At 36.3% G+C, this 17,060-nt stretch carries 16 protein-coding genes; 9 read left to right on the forward strand and 7 right to left on the reverse strand.

Annotation, left to right across the window (positions count from 1 at the left end):
* Positions 1–36: 36 nt before the first annotated feature.
* Positions 37–3,180: a TonB-dependent receptor gene (locus HQN86_RS07915; RefSeq protein WP_172660482.1), complete on the reverse strand. Its 3,144-nt coding sequence runs from the start codon at positions 3,178–3,180 to the stop codon at positions 37–39.
* Between the two features lie 325 nt (positions 3,181–3,505).
* On the opposite strand from HQN86_RS07915, the gene lpdA reads away from it, so the two are divergent.
* The 3 genes from lpdA (at position 3,506) to HQN86_RS07930 (ending at position 6,234) form a co-directional block, all read left to right on the forward strand.
* A complete protein-coding gene (lpdA, locus tag HQN86_RS07920) occupies positions 3,506–4,894 on the forward strand; it encodes a dihydrolipoyl dehydrogenase (protein WP_172660483.1) in 1,389 nt (462 codons plus the stop codon).
* 69 nt (positions 4,895–4,963) lie between these two features.
* A complete protein-coding gene (locus HQN86_RS07925) occupies positions 4,964–5,812 on the forward strand; it encodes an MBL fold metallo-hydrolase (protein ID WP_172660484.1) in 849 nt (282 codons plus the stop codon).
* Between the two features lie 92 nt (positions 5,813–5,904).
* A complete protein-coding gene (locus tag HQN86_RS07930; RefSeq protein WP_172660485.1) occupies positions 5,905–6,234 on the forward strand; it encodes a YegP family protein in 330 nt (109 codons plus the stop codon).
* 226 nt (positions 6,235–6,460) lie between these two features.
* Here the strand turns inward: HQN86_RS07930 and HQN86_RS07935 are convergent, their stop codons facing one another.
* The gene (locus HQN86_RS07935) at positions 6,461–6,664 is read right to left on the reverse strand and encodes a helix-turn-helix domain-containing protein (RefSeq protein ID WP_172660486.1); all 204 of its coding nucleotides are present in this window, start codon (positions 6,662–6,664) and stop codon (positions 6,461–6,463) included.
* A gap of 363 nt (positions 6,665–7,027) precedes the next feature.
* On the opposite strand from HQN86_RS07935, the gene HQN86_RS07940 reads away from it, so the two are divergent.
* Together HQN86_RS07940 and HQN86_RS07945 are read left to right on the forward strand one after the other, a co-directional pair.
* Positions 7,028–7,888, forward strand: a complete 861-nt coding sequence (locus tag HQN86_RS07940) for a sigma-70 family RNA polymerase sigma factor (RefSeq protein ID WP_008242129.1) — start codon at positions 7,028–7,030, stop codon at positions 7,886–7,888.
* 135 nt (positions 7,889–8,023) lie between these two features.
* The gene (locus HQN86_RS07945) at positions 8,024–9,466 is read left to right on the forward strand and encodes a glyceraldehyde-3-phosphate dehydrogenase (RefSeq protein ID WP_172660487.1); all 1,443 of its coding nucleotides are present in this window, start codon (positions 8,024–8,026) and stop codon (positions 9,464–9,466) included.
* Here HQN86_RS07945 and HQN86_RS07950 read toward each other — a convergent pair.
* Positions 9,463–9,729, reverse strand: coding sequence for a hypothetical protein (locus tag HQN86_RS07950; RefSeq protein ID WP_048904470.1), 267 nt, complete (start codon positions 9,727–9,729; stop codon positions 9,463–9,465). The two genes, HQN86_RS07945 and HQN86_RS07950, sit on opposite strands and share 4 nt — an antisense overlap.
* Positions 9,730–9,852: 123 nt before the next feature.
* On the opposite strand from HQN86_RS07950, the gene HQN86_RS07955 reads away from it, so the two are divergent.
* On the forward strand, positions 9,853–10,785 hold the full coding sequence (locus HQN86_RS07955) for a M20/M25/M40 family metallo-hydrolase (RefSeq protein WP_172660488.1): 933 nt from the start codon (positions 9,853–9,855) through the stop codon (positions 10,783–10,785).
* Between the two features lie 7 nt (positions 10,786–10,792).
* Here the strand turns inward: HQN86_RS07955 and HQN86_RS07960 are convergent, their stop codons facing one another.
* Genes HQN86_RS07960 through HQN86_RS07975 form a run of 4 tightly spaced genes read right to left on the reverse strand, consistent with a single transcriptional unit; the run spans position 10,793 to position 14,005 of the window.
* On the reverse strand, positions 10,793–12,361 hold the full coding sequence (locus HQN86_RS07960; protein WP_172660489.1) for a S41 family peptidase: 1,569 nt from the start codon (positions 12,359–12,361) through the stop codon (positions 10,793–10,795).
* A gap of 46 nt (positions 12,362–12,407) precedes the next feature.
* Complete coding sequence (locus tag HQN86_RS07965) at positions 12,408–13,022, reverse strand: HAD family hydrolase (protein WP_172660490.1); 615 nt, start codon at positions 13,020–13,022, stop codon at positions 12,408–12,410.
* Positions 13,022–13,351 (reverse strand): ATP-grasp domain-containing protein, encoded by a 330-nt coding sequence (locus HQN86_RS07970; RefSeq protein ID WP_172660491.1) that lies wholly within the window; start codon positions 13,349–13,351, stop codon positions 13,022–13,024. Before HQN86_RS07970 ends, HQN86_RS07965 begins: the two co-directional genes overlap by 1 nt.
* 3 nt (positions 13,352–13,354) lie before the next feature.
* Positions 13,355–14,005 carry an ABC transporter ATP-binding protein gene (locus HQN86_RS07975; protein ID WP_172660492.1) on the reverse strand — a complete coding sequence of 217 codons (651 nt, stop codon included), beginning with the start codon at positions 14,003–14,005 and terminating at the stop codon, positions 13,355–13,357.
* 121 nt (positions 14,006–14,126) lie between these two features.
* Between HQN86_RS07975 and HQN86_RS07980 the strand changes: the two genes are divergently transcribed.
* The 3 genes from HQN86_RS07980 (at position 14,127) to HQN86_RS07990 (ending at position 17,049) form a co-directional block, all read left to right on the forward strand.
* The gene (locus HQN86_RS07980; protein WP_172660493.1) at positions 14,127–14,756 is read left to right on the forward strand and encodes a hypothetical protein; all 630 of its coding nucleotides are present in this window, start codon (positions 14,127–14,129) and stop codon (positions 14,754–14,756) included.
* The gene (locus HQN86_RS07985; RefSeq protein ID WP_172660494.1) at positions 14,756–15,052 is read left to right on the forward strand and encodes a winged helix-turn-helix domain-containing protein; all 297 of its coding nucleotides are present in this window, start codon (positions 14,756–14,758) and stop codon (positions 15,050–15,052) included. The genes HQN86_RS07980 and HQN86_RS07985 overlap by 1 nt, the downstream gene beginning before the upstream one ends.
* A 377-nt stretch (positions 15,053–15,429) precedes the next feature.
* Positions 15,430–17,049 carry a DUF4153 domain-containing protein gene (locus tag HQN86_RS07990; RefSeq protein WP_172660495.1) on the forward strand — a complete coding sequence of 540 codons (1,620 nt, stop codon included), beginning with the start codon at positions 15,430–15,432 and terminating at the stop codon, positions 17,047–17,049.
* Positions 17,050–17,060 lie beyond the last annotated feature (11 nt).

A 17,060-nucleotide genomic window follows, 5' to 3' on the forward strand; every position in this document is an offset into this window, starting at 1 on the left:
TAAATTGGGAGCCTTTTTTGTTTATGATTATAATTCTTAGTTAAACAAATATCTAACTCCAATTTGTCCTTGCCATCTTGAATCGAAAGATTCAGTAGACGTATTACCAGGAGTTGTAGGAGAGAAATTAAATCCTTTAAGGCCTGAGTTATACGAAATTAACTGATAAGCCTGGTTGCCATAGCTGTATTGACGACCCCATTTCTTATTCAATAAGTTGGTGAAGTTAAATACATCAAACGATAATTGTAAGCGGTTTTTAGTTGACCCAATCATGGTACCTATATCTTGCATTACGCGAAGATCTACCTGGTGTTGCCAAGGTAAACGAGCACCATTTCTTTTTGCATACTGGCCTCTTATTGTTTTAAGGTATGAATCGTTATTGATGTAGGTATTTAATGCATCCCATTGCTCTTGTGGAGTATAGGTTTTAACAACAACACCTTTTGCATCTTTGATTTCAAGTTTCACCATATTGATATCGTTCATTGTTCTTGGAACAAACAATAAATCATTACCAAAAGCACCATCACCATTTAAATCACCATTATACAAGTAGGTAAAAGGAACGCCTGAACTACCCGCATAGAATACTGAGAAAGTAGTTCCACTTGATTTTTGACGACCATAGTTAACAGCGTACGATAAGCTACCTAAAATTCTATGACGGATGTCTTGGTTTGAATAAACAAGATCAGGATTATTAGCGTCATTAACGATCTGAACAAACTCCCAGTTAGACTGAGCAGTACTGCTAGCACCAGAGTTTACATCTTTAGATTCGCCATAGTTATAAGCTACAGTTGCGAATAAACCGTTAGAAAAGTTTTTCTTTAACTCAGCAGTCAGACTGTAAGAATAGCCTCTACTGGTATTATCTAAAAGATAAGCACCTGTGTAGGTTGGATTTACTCTATTTGAATAAGCGGGACGCAAGTCATTTCCATTGCTCAAGGCTGGATCTATAGTAGTCCCTTTTGCTTTAACATTTAAATCTTTATAAAGAATGTTGTTCACAGTTTTAGAGTAAATAGCCTCTAAAGTACCTAACATACCTCCAGGCAATTTAAAATCAGCAGCTAAGTTATTACGGAATACCTGAGGTACTCTGAATCTTGGGCTCATTAAGTTAACCTGATAAGTATTTCCAGCCGACCCAACTGTAGATTGTTTGTTTGGATCAGGCTCAAAACCAGCATTATTAGCAGCAGCTCCTGATAATGCAATAGATTTATAATCTAAACCAGTATTTCCATATTGGTTAGAGAACCATACAAATGGAGCACGCCCCGTAAATAATCCACTACCACCACGTATTTGAATTGTTCTGTCACCAGTTGCATCCCAGTTAAATCCGATACGAGGAGAAACTAAAATTTGTCCACTTGGTAAATTACTTGTTCCATAACCTGGGAATGCGGCAGAAACTGCTGGATTATCAGCGGGTTTATCAAAGAATAAAGGAACATCTAATCTTAAACCCGCAGTCAATCTGAAGGTAGGATCTACTTGGATTTCGTCCTGGAAGTAAAATCCTAATTGAGCTGCTTTAAATGCAGCAGCAGGAACAGTACCCGCAATCGCAGGATAAGTAACATCTATATTGTTCGGCTTATCATTGTAGAAATTGTCAAGATTACTGAAACGATAACGACCTCTGTAGTTATTTACGAACAAGTTGCTGAATTTGAAAAACTCGTTGTGCGTACCTAAAGTAAAAGTATGGTTACCAGCTAATAATTTCAAGTTATCCGTAAATTCAATCACATCCTGATCAAGTGAGTTAGCTGTAGAGCTTCTTTCTGAACCGAACTGAAGTGTGCTTCCTGCTTGTCCGCCCCAGTTCTGAATTTCTACCTGAGGGAATAAAGCACCATTTGTAGCACGTGAATCTCTGATTCTTGAGTAACCCACAATAAGATTATTTGATAGGCTTGAATTTATTTGAGACCTTAACTCCAATACACTGATGTTTTGAGTATTGGCAAACTTATATCCATTGTTTCCTAACCGGAAGAAAGAAGGGCTTCTGCTAAGGTTGTCATCAGATGCTTTAATATAATTGTGACGCAAAGTCAATTGGTTTTTGCTGTTGATATTCCAATCTAAGCGCGCAAAAATCTTATCACTTTTAGTTTCCTGATCAATTTTATCAAAGCTACCAATATCATAGCCATAAGTTTTTTTAACAAAATCAGCTAATGTATTGGCATCAGTTGCTGAAAGCATAGCATTTGCATCACCAACATTAAATGATGTAGGAACTTTATCTCTGGTTTGCTCAGCGTTTACAAAGAAGAATAATTTATTCTTAACAATTGGAGCACCTAAACGGAAACCGTATTGAGTTCTGTAAAAGTCGTTTGCTTTCTCGCCTGCAAAGTTTTTACCTACTAGTTTCTGGTTTCTACCAAAAAAGTAAGCTGATCCTTCTACATTGTTTGTTCCTGAACGGGTAATGGCATTAATGCCACCACCTGTAAAGTTACCATAGCTCACATCGTAAGGAGCTAAAACAACTTGAATCTCTTGTACAGCATCAAGTGAAATAGGCTGAGTTTTGGCTAAACCGCCCGGTGCCGGTGAACCTGCGATACCAAAGATGTCATTGTTCATGGCACCATCGATGTTGATGCTGTTGTAACGAGTACTTGATCCAGAGAAAGAGTTACCATTTGCCTGAGGTGTTAAACGCGTAAAATCCTGAAGACTACGGCTCAAAGTAGGTAAATTTTGAATTTGCTCTTTTGAAATGGTTGTAGCAGCACCAGTTCTCTTGCTATTCATAGTTGCATCCTTTTTACCAGATACTACTACTTCTTCAAGATTTTTACTGTCATCACTTAATACTACATTTAAAGTATATGGATCACCTAACTTTAAATAAATATCAGTAGCACTTTCTTTTTGGAAGCCTACATAGTTTACTTCAATAGTATACGGACCACCAGGTCTCATATTTGCAATGCTAAATCTACCGTCGTTGTTGGTAGAAACAGAGTATACTGTACCCGTTGGTACATGTATAGCTTTAACGCTAGCACCAGGCAAAGCTCCTTTAGCGTCTTTGACTGTACCGTTCATAGCAGATGTAGTTACCTGTGCATTAACTGCAGAAATAGACCCCACAAATGCCAAAACGATTACTACGATTTTAAATAGTAAAGATTTCTTCATATTGTTTTGTTTTTTTATGAATAACATCAAAAATTGATGATAGCGGCAAATTTAAATATTAATTTAATGCTCACTTTAATTTTCATGTTAAATAATTATTAATAAAGTCAAAACTTATCAACATTTAACACAGGAATTAAATATATAACCAACAGTTTATCAGTCAATTGTTTTTATCCGGCAAACTGTCTTTTGTTTTAGTAAGGTCATATGTTAACATTCTGTTTAGGTAAATCATTTACTCAAAAATCTTAAAGGAAGTATTAACGAACATTTTTTTTTATTTTTGGGCGTTTACTAAAGTTAAATTCCTTTATAATAAGATATGAACTACGATGTAATTGTAATAGGCAGCGGTCCCGGAGGATACGTAGCTGCAATCAGAGCTTCTCAGTTAGGTTTGAAAACTGCAGTTGTAGAGCGCGAATCCTTAGGTGGGATATGCCTTAACTGGGGCTGTATACCTACTAAAGCATTACTAAAAAGTGCCCAGGTGTTTGAATACATTAACCATGCTTCAGAATATGGTATCAAAACTGCTGAAGCTGAGGCTGATTTTGCAGCAGTCATTAAGCGTAGCCGTGGCGTTGCTGATGGTATGAGCAAAGGGGTTCAGTTCTTAATGAAAAAGAACAAAATTGATGTAATAATGGGTTCAGGTAAAGTTAAACCTGGAAACAAGGTAGAAGTTAAAGCTGCTGATGGTTCTCAAAAAGAATACACTGCGACTAACATTATATTAGCTACAGGAGGAAGATCAAGAGAATTACCTAATTTAAAACAGGATGGTAAAAAAGTAATTGGCTACAGACAAGCTATGGTTTTACCTGAGCAACCAAAATCTATGGTTGTTGTTGGTTCTGGTGCTATAGGTGTAGAATTTGCCTATTTCTACGCTACCTTAGGTACTAAGGTTACCGTTGTTGAGTTTATGGACAATGTTGTTCCTGTTGAAGATGAAGATGTATCTAAGCAATTATTACGCAGCTTTAAAAAAGCAGGTATAGAGGTGATGACCTCTTCAAGTGTTGAATCTGTTGACACTAGCGGTGCTGGCTGCAAAGTACAGGTTAAAACGGCATCAGGTATGCAAACGCTTGAATGTGATATCGTTCTTTCTGCTGCTGGTGTGGTTGCAAACATCGAAAACTTAGGTTTAGAAGAAACTGGCATCAAAACTGAAAAAGGTAAAGTAGTTGTTGATGAATTCTACAATACTTCTGTAAAAGGTTATTATGCTATTGGTGATATTGTTGGCGGACAAGCGCTGGCTCACGTTGCTTCGGCAGAAGGTATTATTTGTATAGAAAAAATTGCCGGTCACAAACCTGAGCCTTTAGACTACAACAATATCCCGGGGTGTACTTATTGCAGTCCTGAAATTGCTTCGGTAGGTTATACTGAAAAAGCTGCCAAAGCTGCAGGATATGAATTGAAAATCGGGAAATTCCCATTCTCTGCTTCAGGTAAGGCAAGTGCCGCAGGTGCTAAAGATGGTTTCGTTAAATTAATATTTGACGCTAAATACGGAGAATTATTAGGCGCCCATATGATTGGTGCTAACGTTACAGAAATGATTGCTGAAATTGTTGTTGCCCGTAAACTGGAAACGACAGGTCATGAAATGATTAAATCTGTTCACCCTCACCCTACTATGAGTGAAGCGATTATGGAAGCCGCTGCTGATGCATATGGAGAAGTAATCCACTTATAAGAATCATTTTTGCATTAACATATTTGGAAAAAGGCCGCGCAATGCGGCCTTTTTCATTAATTTTAAAATATGAATCTACATACTATAAATACAGGCTTATTTAAACTTGATGGAGGCGCCATGTTTGGTGTGGTACCTAAATCCATCTGGCAAAAAACAACGCCATCTGATGCGAATAACATGTGCACCTGGGCAATGAGGTGCTTGTTAATTGAAGACGGTGATAGATTAATATTAATAGATAATGGTATCGGTGATAAACAGGATGAAAAATTTTTAGGTCATTATTACTTACATGGTGATGATACCTTAGACAAGTCTTTGGCTGCAAAAGGTTTTTCAAGAGACGATATAACTGATGTTTTTTTAACGCACCTGCATTTCGATCACTGTGGTGGTTCAATAATGCGTGTTGGCGACAAACTTAGACCAGCATTTAAAAATGCTTTCTATTGGAGCAACCAAAAACACTGGGACTGGGCCGTAAACCCAAACGAAAGAGAAAAGGCGTCTTTTTTAAAAGAAAACATCTTACCTATTCAGGACAGTGGTCAACTTCGGTTTATTGAAGATATTGATGGAGTTCAATTTCACGATGGCATCAATATTCGATTTGCATACGGGCATACAGACGCAATGATGTTACCCCAAATCAAATATAAGGATAAGACAATTGTTTATATGGCTGACCTGCTTCCTTCTATTGGACACATCCCCTTACCTTATGTTATGGCGTACGACATGTTCCCACTGCAAACATTAAAGGAAAAGAAGTCTTTTTTACAGGAAGCAACTGATAATGGCTATATCCTTTATCTGGAACATGATGCCGTAAATGAATGCTGTACTTTACAGCAGACAGAAAAAGGCATAAGGCTAGATCAGACTTTTGATTTAAAAAGCATCACTAATCCTTAAACAAAAAAATAATAATTGTTTGGTTTTGTTTAGTTATTTTATAAATTGGTTTATTAAAACAGTCTACTTTAAAAATAAATTAAAAAAAGATTATGGGCAAATTTGAAATCACAACAAGAAAGAATGGAGAATTCCAATTTAATTTAAAGGCAGGAAATGGCCAGGTAATTTTAACTAGCGAAGGGTATTCAAGCAAAAGTGGATGTACCAACGGAATTGAGTCTGTAAAGAAAAACTCTCAGGACGATGGTAAATACGAGAAAAAAACATCATCAAATGGCAAACCTTATTTTAATTTAAAAGCAACTAACGGGCAAATTATTGGCAACAGCGAAATGTACGAAAGTGTTGCAAGCAGAGATAACGGCATTGAGTCGGTTAAAAAAAATGCCCCTGACGCAGAGATTTCAGATTTGACTTAAATATCTATTTATATATTTTGTAAGAGCCTGATTAACTTCAATGTTGATCAGGCTCTTGTTTTATAGGTTTATGCCATGGCCAACGCCGTCATTCTGCTTCGTAATCCCGAGAACCAAGGGATCTCTTGCTTATACAAACTTGCTTAGAAGCTATTTTATGGCCAGGAGATCTCTCCTATCGTCGAGATGACGAGTGAACTATAAGATGACGGTGGGCTCTCCAAAATCACCTGCGAAACTCCAGGATATCGCCAGGCTGGCAGTCCAGAACATTGCATATCGCATCCATAGTTTCCAATCTGATTGCTTTTGCCTTTCCAGTTTTTAATATAGAAAGGTTAGACATTGTTACTCCTACCCTCATGCTAAGCTCTGTTAAAGACATCTTTCTTTTAGCAAGCATTACGTCTAAATTTATAATTATTGGCATGATATGTTTTTATTATAAGTCATTAATCAATGCAATTAATATTCCCCTATTTTCCCCATTTTTAAAGATGCTAATTATGTTTTATTTCCTGACATCATAAAGACAAACATTTATTTTGGCTTTAGACGGCCTCAATTATTGTTGTAAAACACAATATTAATATTGATATTCAATAACAACACTATGTTTTACAATATAACGACATTGATACTGACAAAAGTATTTTGGAATAATTTTTGCTGCTAAATTATTGTATAATTAATACGTGTAAAGTGTAACGTTTTCAGTAATTTATGTTTTCTAATTGCCTTAAAATTCTTACTTTTGCACGTTCAAACACATAAAGAGTACCAAAGCATATAAATGAGACAACTCAAAATCACGCAATCGATTACCAATCGCGAAAGTCAATCTCTAGACAAATACCTTCACGAAATTGGTAAAGTGGATTTAATTACCGCGGAAGAAGAAGTAATATTAGCAAGAAAAATACGTGAGGGCGATCAGGCTGCGTTAGAACGTTTAACTAAAACCAATTTGCGCTTCGTGGTTTCGGTAGCAAAACAATATCAAAACCAGGGTTTAACTTTAGGGGATTTAATTAACGAAGGAAATCTGGGCCTAATTAAGGCTGCCAAGCGTTTTGATGAGACAAAAGGTTTTAAATTTATCTCATATGCTGTTTGGTGGATTCGTCAGTCTATTTTGCAGGCAATTGCTGAGCAAAGCCGTATTGTTCGTTTACCGCTTAACCAGGTTGGATCTTTAAGTAAAATCAGTAAGGCCTTCTCTAAATTAGAGCAGGAATATGAGCGCGAACCGTCTCCTGAAGAATTGGCAGATATCCTGGAAACAACTGTTGATAAGATTTCTGACACATTAAGTAACTCAGGAAGACACGTATCAATGGATGCTCCATTTGTTCAGGGTGAAGAAAATACGCTACTGGACGTATTGGAAAATCATGAGCCTAATACAGATAGCAGTCTTATAAACGAATCTCTTTCTGAAGAAATTAAGCGTTCATTGTCTACTTTAACAGAAAGAGAACGTGAAATTATTGTTCTTTTCTTTGGATTAAGCACAAATCATCCACTATCTCTTGAAGAGATTGGAGAGAAGTTCAATTTAACACGTGAGCGTGTACGTCAGATAAAAGATAAGGCACTTCAGCGTTTGCGTCATACCTCAAGAAGCAAGATCTTAAAATCTTACTTGGGATAGAAAGTTATTTGTTTAATCGGCCTCATCCTGAAATAAATTCAGGATGACGTAGCATAAGAAATATATAAAGTAAAAAAGATCGGGTATATACCCGATCTTTTTTACTTTTGTGACGTTCTAACCAAATTTAACCGCATGCTAAATAAGTACCAATCGGAGTTTCAAAGCTGGATTGAAAAGGAAAAAAAGGCAATTCAATTAATCAATATCGTAGGACAGCTATGGTTCGATAAATCAATTGAACTGGTACTATTCAGAAAACCTTTGTTTGACATAGGTAGCAGCGAGATACTTTCCTACCATCAATACGCCAAGGAAGTTAGTGGGAAAGACATTAACATTTATGAAACACTGGAATTAGCTAAAACAATAGCAAACAGTAACCTGGCACCTTCCAGGATTGACATAGGAAGATTAGCTGCAGAATGGCTTGAGGACAATAACACCAATATCCAGGATTTCGTAATTGGCAAACTAAACAAGCACATCGGCAAAGATAAGATCAACCTAAAACCTAAGGACGTAATATTGTTTGGATTTGGCCGTATTGGGCGCATCGCTGCAAGAGAATTAGTTTTGCAGGCCGGAAAAGGAGAACAATTACGGCTACGTGCAATCGTAACCAGAGGTCACAGCGACGAAGAGCTCATTAAAAGAGCAGAACTAATGCGCACAGATTCTGTTCATGGCCCATTTAGCGGCACTATAATCGAGGATTTTGAAAACCATGCACTAATTATAAATGGGCAAACCATTTATTTCGTTGAAGCTGAACAGCCGGAAGACATAGATTACACTGTTTATGGGATTCAGGATGCCCTGCTAATTGACAACACAGGAATTTTCCGTGAACGGGAAGACTTAAGCAGACACTTGCAGGCAAAAGGAATAGCAAAAGTGTTGCTTACTGCCCCAGCAAAGGGTAATGTACCCAATATTGTTGCTGGCATTAATGATTTAGAGATTGATTTTGATAAGGAAACTATCTTTTCTAACGCATCGTGCACTACCAATGCCATAGTCCCCGTATTAAAATTAATAGACGATTGTTTTGGAATTGAAAAGGGGCATATAGAAACGATACATTCCTATACAAACGACCAAAATCTACTGGATAATTACCATAAAAAATACCGGAGAGGTCGCGCCGCAGCATTAAATCTAGTAATTACCGAAACCGGTGCAGATAGGGCTGTAGCGAAAGTACTTCCTCATTTAGGAGGCAAATTAACAGGGAATGCAGTACGTGTTCCTACGCCCAACGTATCACTAGCCATATTAAATCTGTCACTAAACAAAGTATCATCAAAAGAAGAAATCAGTGAGATATTGAAACAGGCCTCCCTTTTTGGGAATCTGTCTGAACAAATCGAATATTCAATTTCCAATGAATTAGTAAGTACAGACCTAATCGGCAATAGCCATTCGGCTATTATAGATGGGCCTGCAACCATTATGGCCAAGGACAACAAGTCTGTAGTAATATATGTATGGTACGACAATGAGTATGGTTATACCAGACAGGTTATCCGTCTCGCCAAAAAAGTTGCAGGCGTAGTTAGGCTAACTTATTACTAGAAATCTATATCAATAAGGCTGCTTAGTGGGATATGAACCCCGCTCTTTAATTGAAGGTATCTTTCTGTAACAGACCAAACGGTAGTACTAACTGTTTTTGGCCCCTCTGTAGTGTTAAATGTAATATCCGCTTTTGATTTAAATTCGTTTCCCAGTCGTTGCGCGGAGTTTAACTTATCTCTTAATTCTTCTGTGTGATTCTGATCGGCTGAAACGATTTTACTGATATCTATTGATTCTTTTTCTATTAATTCCCCTAACATAGTATTATGACTTATTCTTACTTAAATATGCATTTAATCTATTTAAATAACAATAGGACATGAAAAGAGTTACAAATATCATTCTATATCTTTACTTTAGTATTATATACCAATCATAGCAAAATGAGACTCTACCCTTTAATATTCCTTAGCTTATTGTTAAGCTGTAGTTCTGTAAAAAAAACAGATGCTCAAGCTGGAAGTCAGCTACTTAAAGATGTAGAAGTATTATCTTCCGATGCTTATGAAGGGAGAAAAACGGGAACAAAAGGTGGCGAAAAGGCACGCGTTTATATAGCATCCCGATTTAAAGAAATTGGTTTAAAAACTTTACCAACATTTTCTGGTTATGAGATGCCATTTACCTATACAGGCAAAAAAGGAACTGCCATTGAAGGCAAAAACATGCTTGCATATGTAGAAGGAAAGAGTAAAAATATAATAGTTATATCTGCCCATTATGATCATATCGGCATTATAAACAATGAAATTTACAACGGTGCCGACGATAATGCTTCGGGAATTGCGACATTATTGAAACTCGCCTCGCACTATACAAAGAATAAACCCGACCATACTTTAATTTTTGCTGCATTTGATGCTGAAGAAGCCGGTTTACAAGGAGCCAAAGCCTTTATAAAAAATCCGCCCGTTCAACTTGAGAATATCAAACTCAATATAAATATGGATATGGTAAGTCACAACGACAAAGGCGAGCTTTATGCTTGTGGTACATTTAAATACCCTCAGCTAAAACCATCTGTTTTTAGCAAGAATTCTAAAGTAAAAATAATTTTAGGTCATGACGACCCAAAGTTGGGTAGCAACGACTGGACAAATCAAAGTGATCATTCGGCTTTTAACGACAAGGATATACCCTTTATTTATTTCGGAGTGGAAGATCATAAGGATTATCATAAGGCTACTGACGAGTTTAAAAACATCAATCCTGCATTTTTCACCAATGCAAGTGAGGCAATACTTGAAATAACCCAAAGGCTAGACCATCAGCTCTATTTGAAGTCTGTAATTAACGAAAAGAAAACAATAAATTAAGTGAGGGTTATTTTCGGTTTTCAATCATCCCAACAAATTCACCACTTGATTTACCTCCAAGTGCCTGCAAACGTGTTGATTTAGTTCTATCTGCAGTGGTAGCTACTTTTGCCTGACTGGTGACTGCTATGCCTGGAGCCAGGATATTAATGGCTTCTGCAGTACAATCATCTTTAGGATTACCAAAATCATACATCACATCTCCAGAAGCAAACTCATATCCTTTAACATCAGGAACCATTCCAGTATAATAACCACCGCCACCCGCAGAGTTTTTAGTTTCAAACATTGAAAAGTAAACATCATACTTGTTCTCCAGGGTTATAGGAAAAAAGCCAACTGGTTTTCCATAAGAAGTCTCTCCTACCAACTTAACAGTCATATGAGGTTTAAGACTGTTTATTACAAGTTCACTAGCAGAAGCGGTATACTGTTCAACAATAAACACCACATTCTTCACTCCGGTTAAATTTCCTGTTTTCTGGAATGTAGTGGTATTGCCGCTTACGGTATAATCATCATCAAAATATGTCCCAACGGCTTGCCCATCATCATTAACAGCTGGCTGATTCTTTAATATCGTAGCTTTTTTATTCTGCATTGTGGCATTAAAGTGCTCGGTAAACATTACACCTGAGGTACCGGTAGGCGCAATAAGATTAATAAGGTGTTGTGCTGTACTTATATAACCACCACCATTATACCTCAGATCAACAATAAGATCGGTTACTCCTTTAGCAGCGAAATTATTGAACACTGTGGTTAATGCACTTTCAGAATTTTCTTTATTTGAGAACCTTGCATAGGCCAAATAACCTATCTTTTTACTACTGGCTGTAAAAACAGTGTCTTTATATATAGGACTGCTCTTATATACGCTCTTATTTAATGTTTTAGTGAAACTTACATTCCCCTTTTTTCCAGCAAGAGTTACCGTAGCTCCCTCAATTGCACTTTGGATTTTATCTATTTCTCCATTAAAGTTAGTTCCATAGGTAACTCCATTTACAGATGTAATTTCATCACCTCTTTTAAAACCAGCTTTGGCTGCAGGAGAATTTGGATAAACTGCGGTCACGAAGATATCATAGTCTGAATTAGACGGCCCAAAATAGCCGAACCTTAATCCAACATCATTACCGTTTCCTTCTAAGTCAACAGATAACATTATACCAGGTATACTTGCAGTAGGATTTTTATCGGCTTTGTCAAAAATATAGGAATACTTTGGATCCGTGCTATTTGTTAAATAATCCGGAGATTTTGATGCCTTAACTATATTAAACAAGTTAGCTTCGTACTTTTCAAGGTTGGTTCCGCCTGTAGCACTATATTGTCGAGGCTCAAAAGCATCGTATGTAGGCAAGGATTCATTCCAGAAATAAACTTCCTTAGCATATAGAAATAAGGAATCATTTGTTAGATCTACCCTATTTGTTGTAGGAGTTTGCTTGGTATTTTGCGAAACCTGCGGTTCCGGATCAGGTGTAGTTTTATTTTTTTTACATGCACTGAATAAAATGCAAATCCCCAACACCGAACCAATTACGTAATTTTTTACAAGACTATTTTTCATTTAAATCATTTTATCACCAACACCCGGTTCGGAGGTATAAACGTAATCAAGATACTAATAGTTTATCAACATTCAAATAATCAACACCTACATTTATAGCACAATCTTCATCTGGTTTTATCTTACCAATCATTAGCACATCTTCTTTCTTCAAACTATGCTTATCTAAAATCAGTTGAATCCCTTCTGGAGAAGGTTTAAGCGCGGTTTCAGCAGCAAAATAAACAGTAAGATAGTTTTCTAATCCATGCCATTCCATTTGCTTAATCTTATTAAGCTGCATCATAGGATCGCCATTTGTGAATATAAATATTTGCTTACGTTCAACAGTGATTTCCTGCAGCAAGCTAAGCATCTCATTAAACATCAACAGCTTTAAGGGCAAACGCGCGCTTAAGAAAAGCAAATCAAAATTTACTTTATACTTTAATGGTATATCAAATTGGGTTGCTGTTTTCTCAAAAATATCCTCATTACCTGTTGCAAGGTAAGTTTGCTGCATACTTTTAAGGATTTCATCGGCGCTTATTTGCTCTGCATATTCTATAAATTGAGCAAATAAATAATAAACCTGTAACAAGTAATCCTTTTGTGGATAAAGGACATCATCCAGCTCAAAAACAAATGCTTGCTTGTTGTTTAAATAACGTTCAAATGCCATTAAATATTAGTTAAATGGATGATCTGATCTTTTTCGGGCATTAGCACCTGAATATTAAACTCCTCAAAAAGGATTTTCGATTTTAGTATATCGGCAATCTCAAATTCATGCAAAGGTAAAACAGCATCTACCCCCTCGTTGAGGCAATGATTTAACAAATTATGAGCTATAATTTCATCATTTCGCTCCCCTAAAGAAATGAAATAGTATCGTGCAGATGGAAAAGAAGGCACATCCCCATAATCAGCCAGTACAATATGATCATCTGCAAAAGTTTTAATCAGTTTTAGCGACTGAGCAGATTTCCCTCCCGTTATTAATATCTTCAAAACTTAAATAATTAAACCGTCTTTCATTGTAACCACCCTATCGCTAATCTTAGCCAGATCTTCATTATGTGTAACAATCACAAAAGTCTGTTTAAAATTATCTCTAAGGGTAATAAAAAATTGATGTAGTGAGTTGGCGTTTGCCGAATCCAAATTACCGGATGGCTCATCAGCAAGAATAATTGCCGGATTATTTATCAGTGCTCTTGCTACAGCAATACGTTGTTGTTCGCCACCAGATAATTGATTAGGCTTATGGTCTGCCCTATCCTTTAAACCCAAAAGATCAAGGAGCTCAGTTGCCCTTGCTATTGCTTGTTTTGTAGGCACCTTAGCTATAAATGCAGGGATACAGATGTTCTCAAGTGCAGTGAACTCAGGTAAAAGATGATGAAACTGAAAAACAAAACCGATATTCTTATTTCTAAAAACACTTAACAATTCGCCTGAAAGCTTGTTGACCTTAGAACCATTAAGTTCTACCGTGCCATCGTCGGGCTTGTCCAGTGTACCTAGAATATGGAGTAAGGTACTTTTCCCTGCACCCGAAGCACCTATAATACTTACAATTTCGCCTTTTTTGACCTCAAAATCTACTCCTTTTAATATGGGTAGATTTCCATAAGCTTTTTTTATACCTGTGGCTTTTAGCATAAGTGCAAACTTACAAAAACATAGCACAAGGTTAAACAAATATGACGCAACAAAAAAAACCTAAATTTTTCTTGGAAGTTCAGATTTATCATTTAACTTTGAAAAACAAAGTACTTTTAAAATGAGTAACAAGGAAGAACAGCTAAATGCATTGAACGACATCAAAAAAATGATGGATCGTTCATCAAGATTTATTTCTTTAAGTGGGCTATCAGGAGTTTTCGCTGGTTTTACTGCGCTGGTGGGTGCTTACCTTGCTCATTTAGAAATAGCAAATAGTGTAAATGGCACTTATGAATATGGTTTTACTGAGGATGATCTGGAAGCCAATTTAATTAAAATTGGTCTGGGGGTACTTGTTGTTGCGCTTATAGGTGGTTTTCTTCTTACACTTAGACAAACCAGAATAAAAAAGCTTCCATTCTGGGACAGAACCTCTAAAAATCTATTGATCAATTTAGCAATTCCATTATTTGCTGGAGGTTTATTTATTATTGGCCTTCTTCTGGCCCACCCCGGGACATATGGCTTAATAGCACCTTCTTGTTTATTATTTTACGGGTTGGCTTTAATTAATGCCAGTAAGTATACTTATACTGACATTCGCTTTCTCGGTTTCTGCGAAGTTGTACTAGGATTGGTAGCGATGTTTAATATTGGATACGGACTCTATTTCTGGGCTTTTGGTTTTGGTGTGCTTCATATTTTTTATGGATTGCTGATGTATTTTAAGTACGAAAGGACTAAATAATGAAGAACCCGATTGGAGCCCTTAACAAGATATTTGATAGTCGGATAAGACTAGGCGTGATGTCTATTTTGATTGTAAACGACAGTATCAGTTTTAATGAACTGAAACAAATGCTGGAACTTACAGATGGCAACCTCGCCTCTCACCTGAACACTTTGGAACAAGCAGAATACTTAAAAGTTCAAAAGTCATTTATTGGAAAAAAAACAAACACTACATATATACTTACAGATCTGGGTAGGCAAGCATTTAAAACTCATTTAGATGCTTTAGAGAAGATGATTAAAAGTCTTTAATTTTTTTTATCTATTTACTTTGAAATGCAAAGTACTTTTAAAAAATAAAAAAATGGAAACAACGTCAATTAATCAAATTACAACCATTGCCAAAGAATGCACTAAATATTCATTTGTTGCAGGATCTGCACTCTTCTTATTGTATTGTCTTACAAAATTCAGCCCCTTAGTTCCAGTAGGTCTCTTATACATCATACTTGCCCTAGTGATCAACTCAATTATCTTTATGAGTTTATTGATTACAATAATCGTTCACCCTGAGCATTGCCTTACACTCTTAAAAACAGCAGTTGTTATGCTATTTAACCTCCCTGTAGCTTTTGCATACATGTGGATAGTTACAAATCATCTTTAATCTAAAAACAATCTACACTCACATGAAACAGCGGATAGACCTACAGCTCCTTGCAGCAATTGGCGGCGGCATTCTTTTCAACTTTCTTTTCTGGATGGAGAAACAAGCCCTTAACCTACTTATTTACACACTTTTTTTAATCATCATAACTTTACTGGATCGGGAAAAGTCTAAAACTAAAAAGTACTACATTTTTGCTGGCAGTCATCTTCTGGCTGCAATAATGGTAGTTGTCAATCAATCAGATCTTAATATCATCACCTGGTATATCACTTTTGCGGTTATGATAGGCTTAATTCATTTCCCTTTATTACGGAATATTTTTACCGTATTGCTTGCCGCATTTTTACAGATTATTACGACCCCGATAAATCTTTTAAAAAAAATAATGGCCATTCACTTTGGGGACCTTTCTTTTAAGCCTGTCTTAAAAATCGTGAAGTACACTATTATCCCCTTTTTCGCCATCATGCTGTTTAGCATACTTTATAGTGAGGCTAATACTGTTTTTGCCAATTACCTTAATCGGATTACTTCTGGTATAACCACATTTATAAACAACATGGTTGTTTTCCTATTTCCAGAATTAAGCTTTGAACGCTTCATACACATTGTTCTGGGAATTGTGTTGAGCGCAGGAGCTTTTATCAGTTTAAAAAGGCTTGAACTTGAAAAAATTGAAGCTGGTTTTGGTGAGCAGTTAGTACGAGAACACAGGAATAAAACAAGCAACTCAATTGCCTATATGTTGATCGAAGTTTTTGCCGAAGGTTTGTTGAAACGGATGATGGCTTTAAAAACTGAGAATATCATTGGTATTATTTCATTTACAGCCTTAAACCTTCTATTGCTTTCATTAAACACCATCGACATAACTACATTATGGCTGGGTAAAAATATTGAATCGAATGGGGCTAAATATTCAGATGCGCTTCATGATGGCACAAATGTATTAATAGTAAGTATTGTGATAGCTATGATGATTATTGTATATTTTTTTAGAGGAAATCTAAATTTCTACAGTAAAAACAAAACGATCAGATTCCTGGCCTATTTATGGATATTTCAGAATATTTTTCTGGTATGTTCTGTCTTACTCAGAGATTACCAGTACGTAAGTGCTCTTGGATTAACCTACAAACGAATTGGTGTATTCGTTTTCTTATTGCTTTGCACAATAGGTCTGGTTACTGTTTACATCAAGGTCGCTCAGCAAAAAACCTTCTTTTATCTGTGTAAAATAAATGGTCGCATTTGGTATATCTTACTACTTGTTTTTGGATTTGTAAACTGGGATGTTTTGATTGTGAACTACAACATTAACAACAGAGCCTCCATTAACTTAGATCTTGATCATTTAACCGATTTGTCTGACAAGACCCTCCCCCTTTTAAATACGAATAAGATTATACTTAGAAAATATTTGAGCACCTCAAATTATGCTTATAAATGGAGCAACGACACAACTGACCTCAGTAACAAACGAATAACTCCAACGAATTCAGAACAGATCCTGGCCTTTGAAAAGGATTTAGCTCAACGAAACAACACATTCAAAACAAAATACAACGAGACATCCTGGTTGTCATGGAACTACCGTGATTGGCAAACAATGCAATTTTTACTTAAAAACCATTTATAATCTTAAAACCT

The sequence above is a fragment of the Pedobacter panaciterrae genome, from assembly GCF_013204795.1.
In the GTDB taxonomy this organism is placed as follows: Bacteria; Bacteroidota; Bacteroidia; order Sphingobacteriales; family Sphingobacteriaceae; genus Pedobacter; species Pedobacter panaciterrae.

What these genes read in the sequence shown, in the direction of transcription:
- HQN86_RS07915 (WP_172660482.1), bottom strand. Translation starts at nt 3,180, where the DNA reads ATGAAGAAATCTTTACTATTTAAAATCGTAGTAATCGTTTTGGCATTT.
- lpdA (WP_172660483.1), top strand. Translation starts at nt 3,506, where the DNA reads ATGAACTACGATGTAATTGTAATAGGCAGCGGTCCCGGAGGATACGTA.
- HQN86_RS07925 (WP_172660484.1), top strand. Translation starts at nt 4,964, where the DNA reads ATGAATCTACATACTATAAATACAGGCTTATTTAAACTTGATGGAGGC.
- HQN86_RS07930 (WP_172660485.1), top strand. Translation starts at nt 5,905, where the DNA reads ATGGGCAAATTTGAAATCACAACAAGAAAGAATGGAGAATTCCAATTT.
- HQN86_RS07935 (WP_172660486.1), bottom strand. Translation starts at nt 6,664, where the DNA reads ATGCCAATAATTATAAATTTAGACGTAATGCTTGCTAAAAGAAAGATG.
- HQN86_RS07940 (WP_008242129.1), top strand. Translation starts at nt 7,028, where the DNA reads ATGAGACAACTCAAAATCACGCAATCGATTACCAATCGCGAAAGTCAA.
- HQN86_RS07945 (WP_172660487.1), top strand. Translation starts at nt 8,024, where the DNA reads ATGCTAAATAAGTACCAATCGGAGTTTCAAAGCTGGATTGAAAAGGAA.
- HQN86_RS07950 (WP_048904470.1), bottom strand. Translation starts at nt 9,729, where the DNA reads ATGTTAGGGGAATTAATAGAAAAAGAATCAATAGATATCAGTAAAATC.
- HQN86_RS07955 (WP_172660488.1), top strand. Translation starts at nt 9,853, where the DNA reads ATGAGACTCTACCCTTTAATATTCCTTAGCTTATTGTTAAGCTGTAGT.
- HQN86_RS07960 (WP_172660489.1), bottom strand. Translation starts at nt 12,361, where the DNA reads ATGAAAAATAGTCTTGTAAAAAATTACGTAATTGGTTCGGTGTTGGGG.
- HQN86_RS07965 (WP_172660490.1), bottom strand. Translation starts at nt 13,022, where the DNA reads ATGGCATTTGAACGTTATTTAAACAACAAGCAAGCATTTGTTTTTGAG.
- HQN86_RS07975 (WP_172660492.1), bottom strand. Translation starts at nt 14,005, where the DNA reads ATGCTAAAAGCCACAGGTATAAAAAAAGCTTATGGAAATCTACCCATA.
- HQN86_RS07980 (WP_172660493.1), top strand. Translation starts at nt 14,127, where the DNA reads ATGAGTAACAAGGAAGAACAGCTAAATGCATTGAACGACATCAAAAAA.
- HQN86_RS07985 (WP_172660494.1), top strand. Translation starts at nt 14,756, where the DNA reads ATGAAGAACCCGATTGGAGCCCTTAACAAGATATTTGATAGTCGGATA.
- HQN86_RS07990 (WP_172660495.1), top strand. Translation starts at nt 15,430, where the DNA reads ATGAAACAGCGGATAGACCTACAGCTCCTTGCAGCAATTGGCGGCGGC.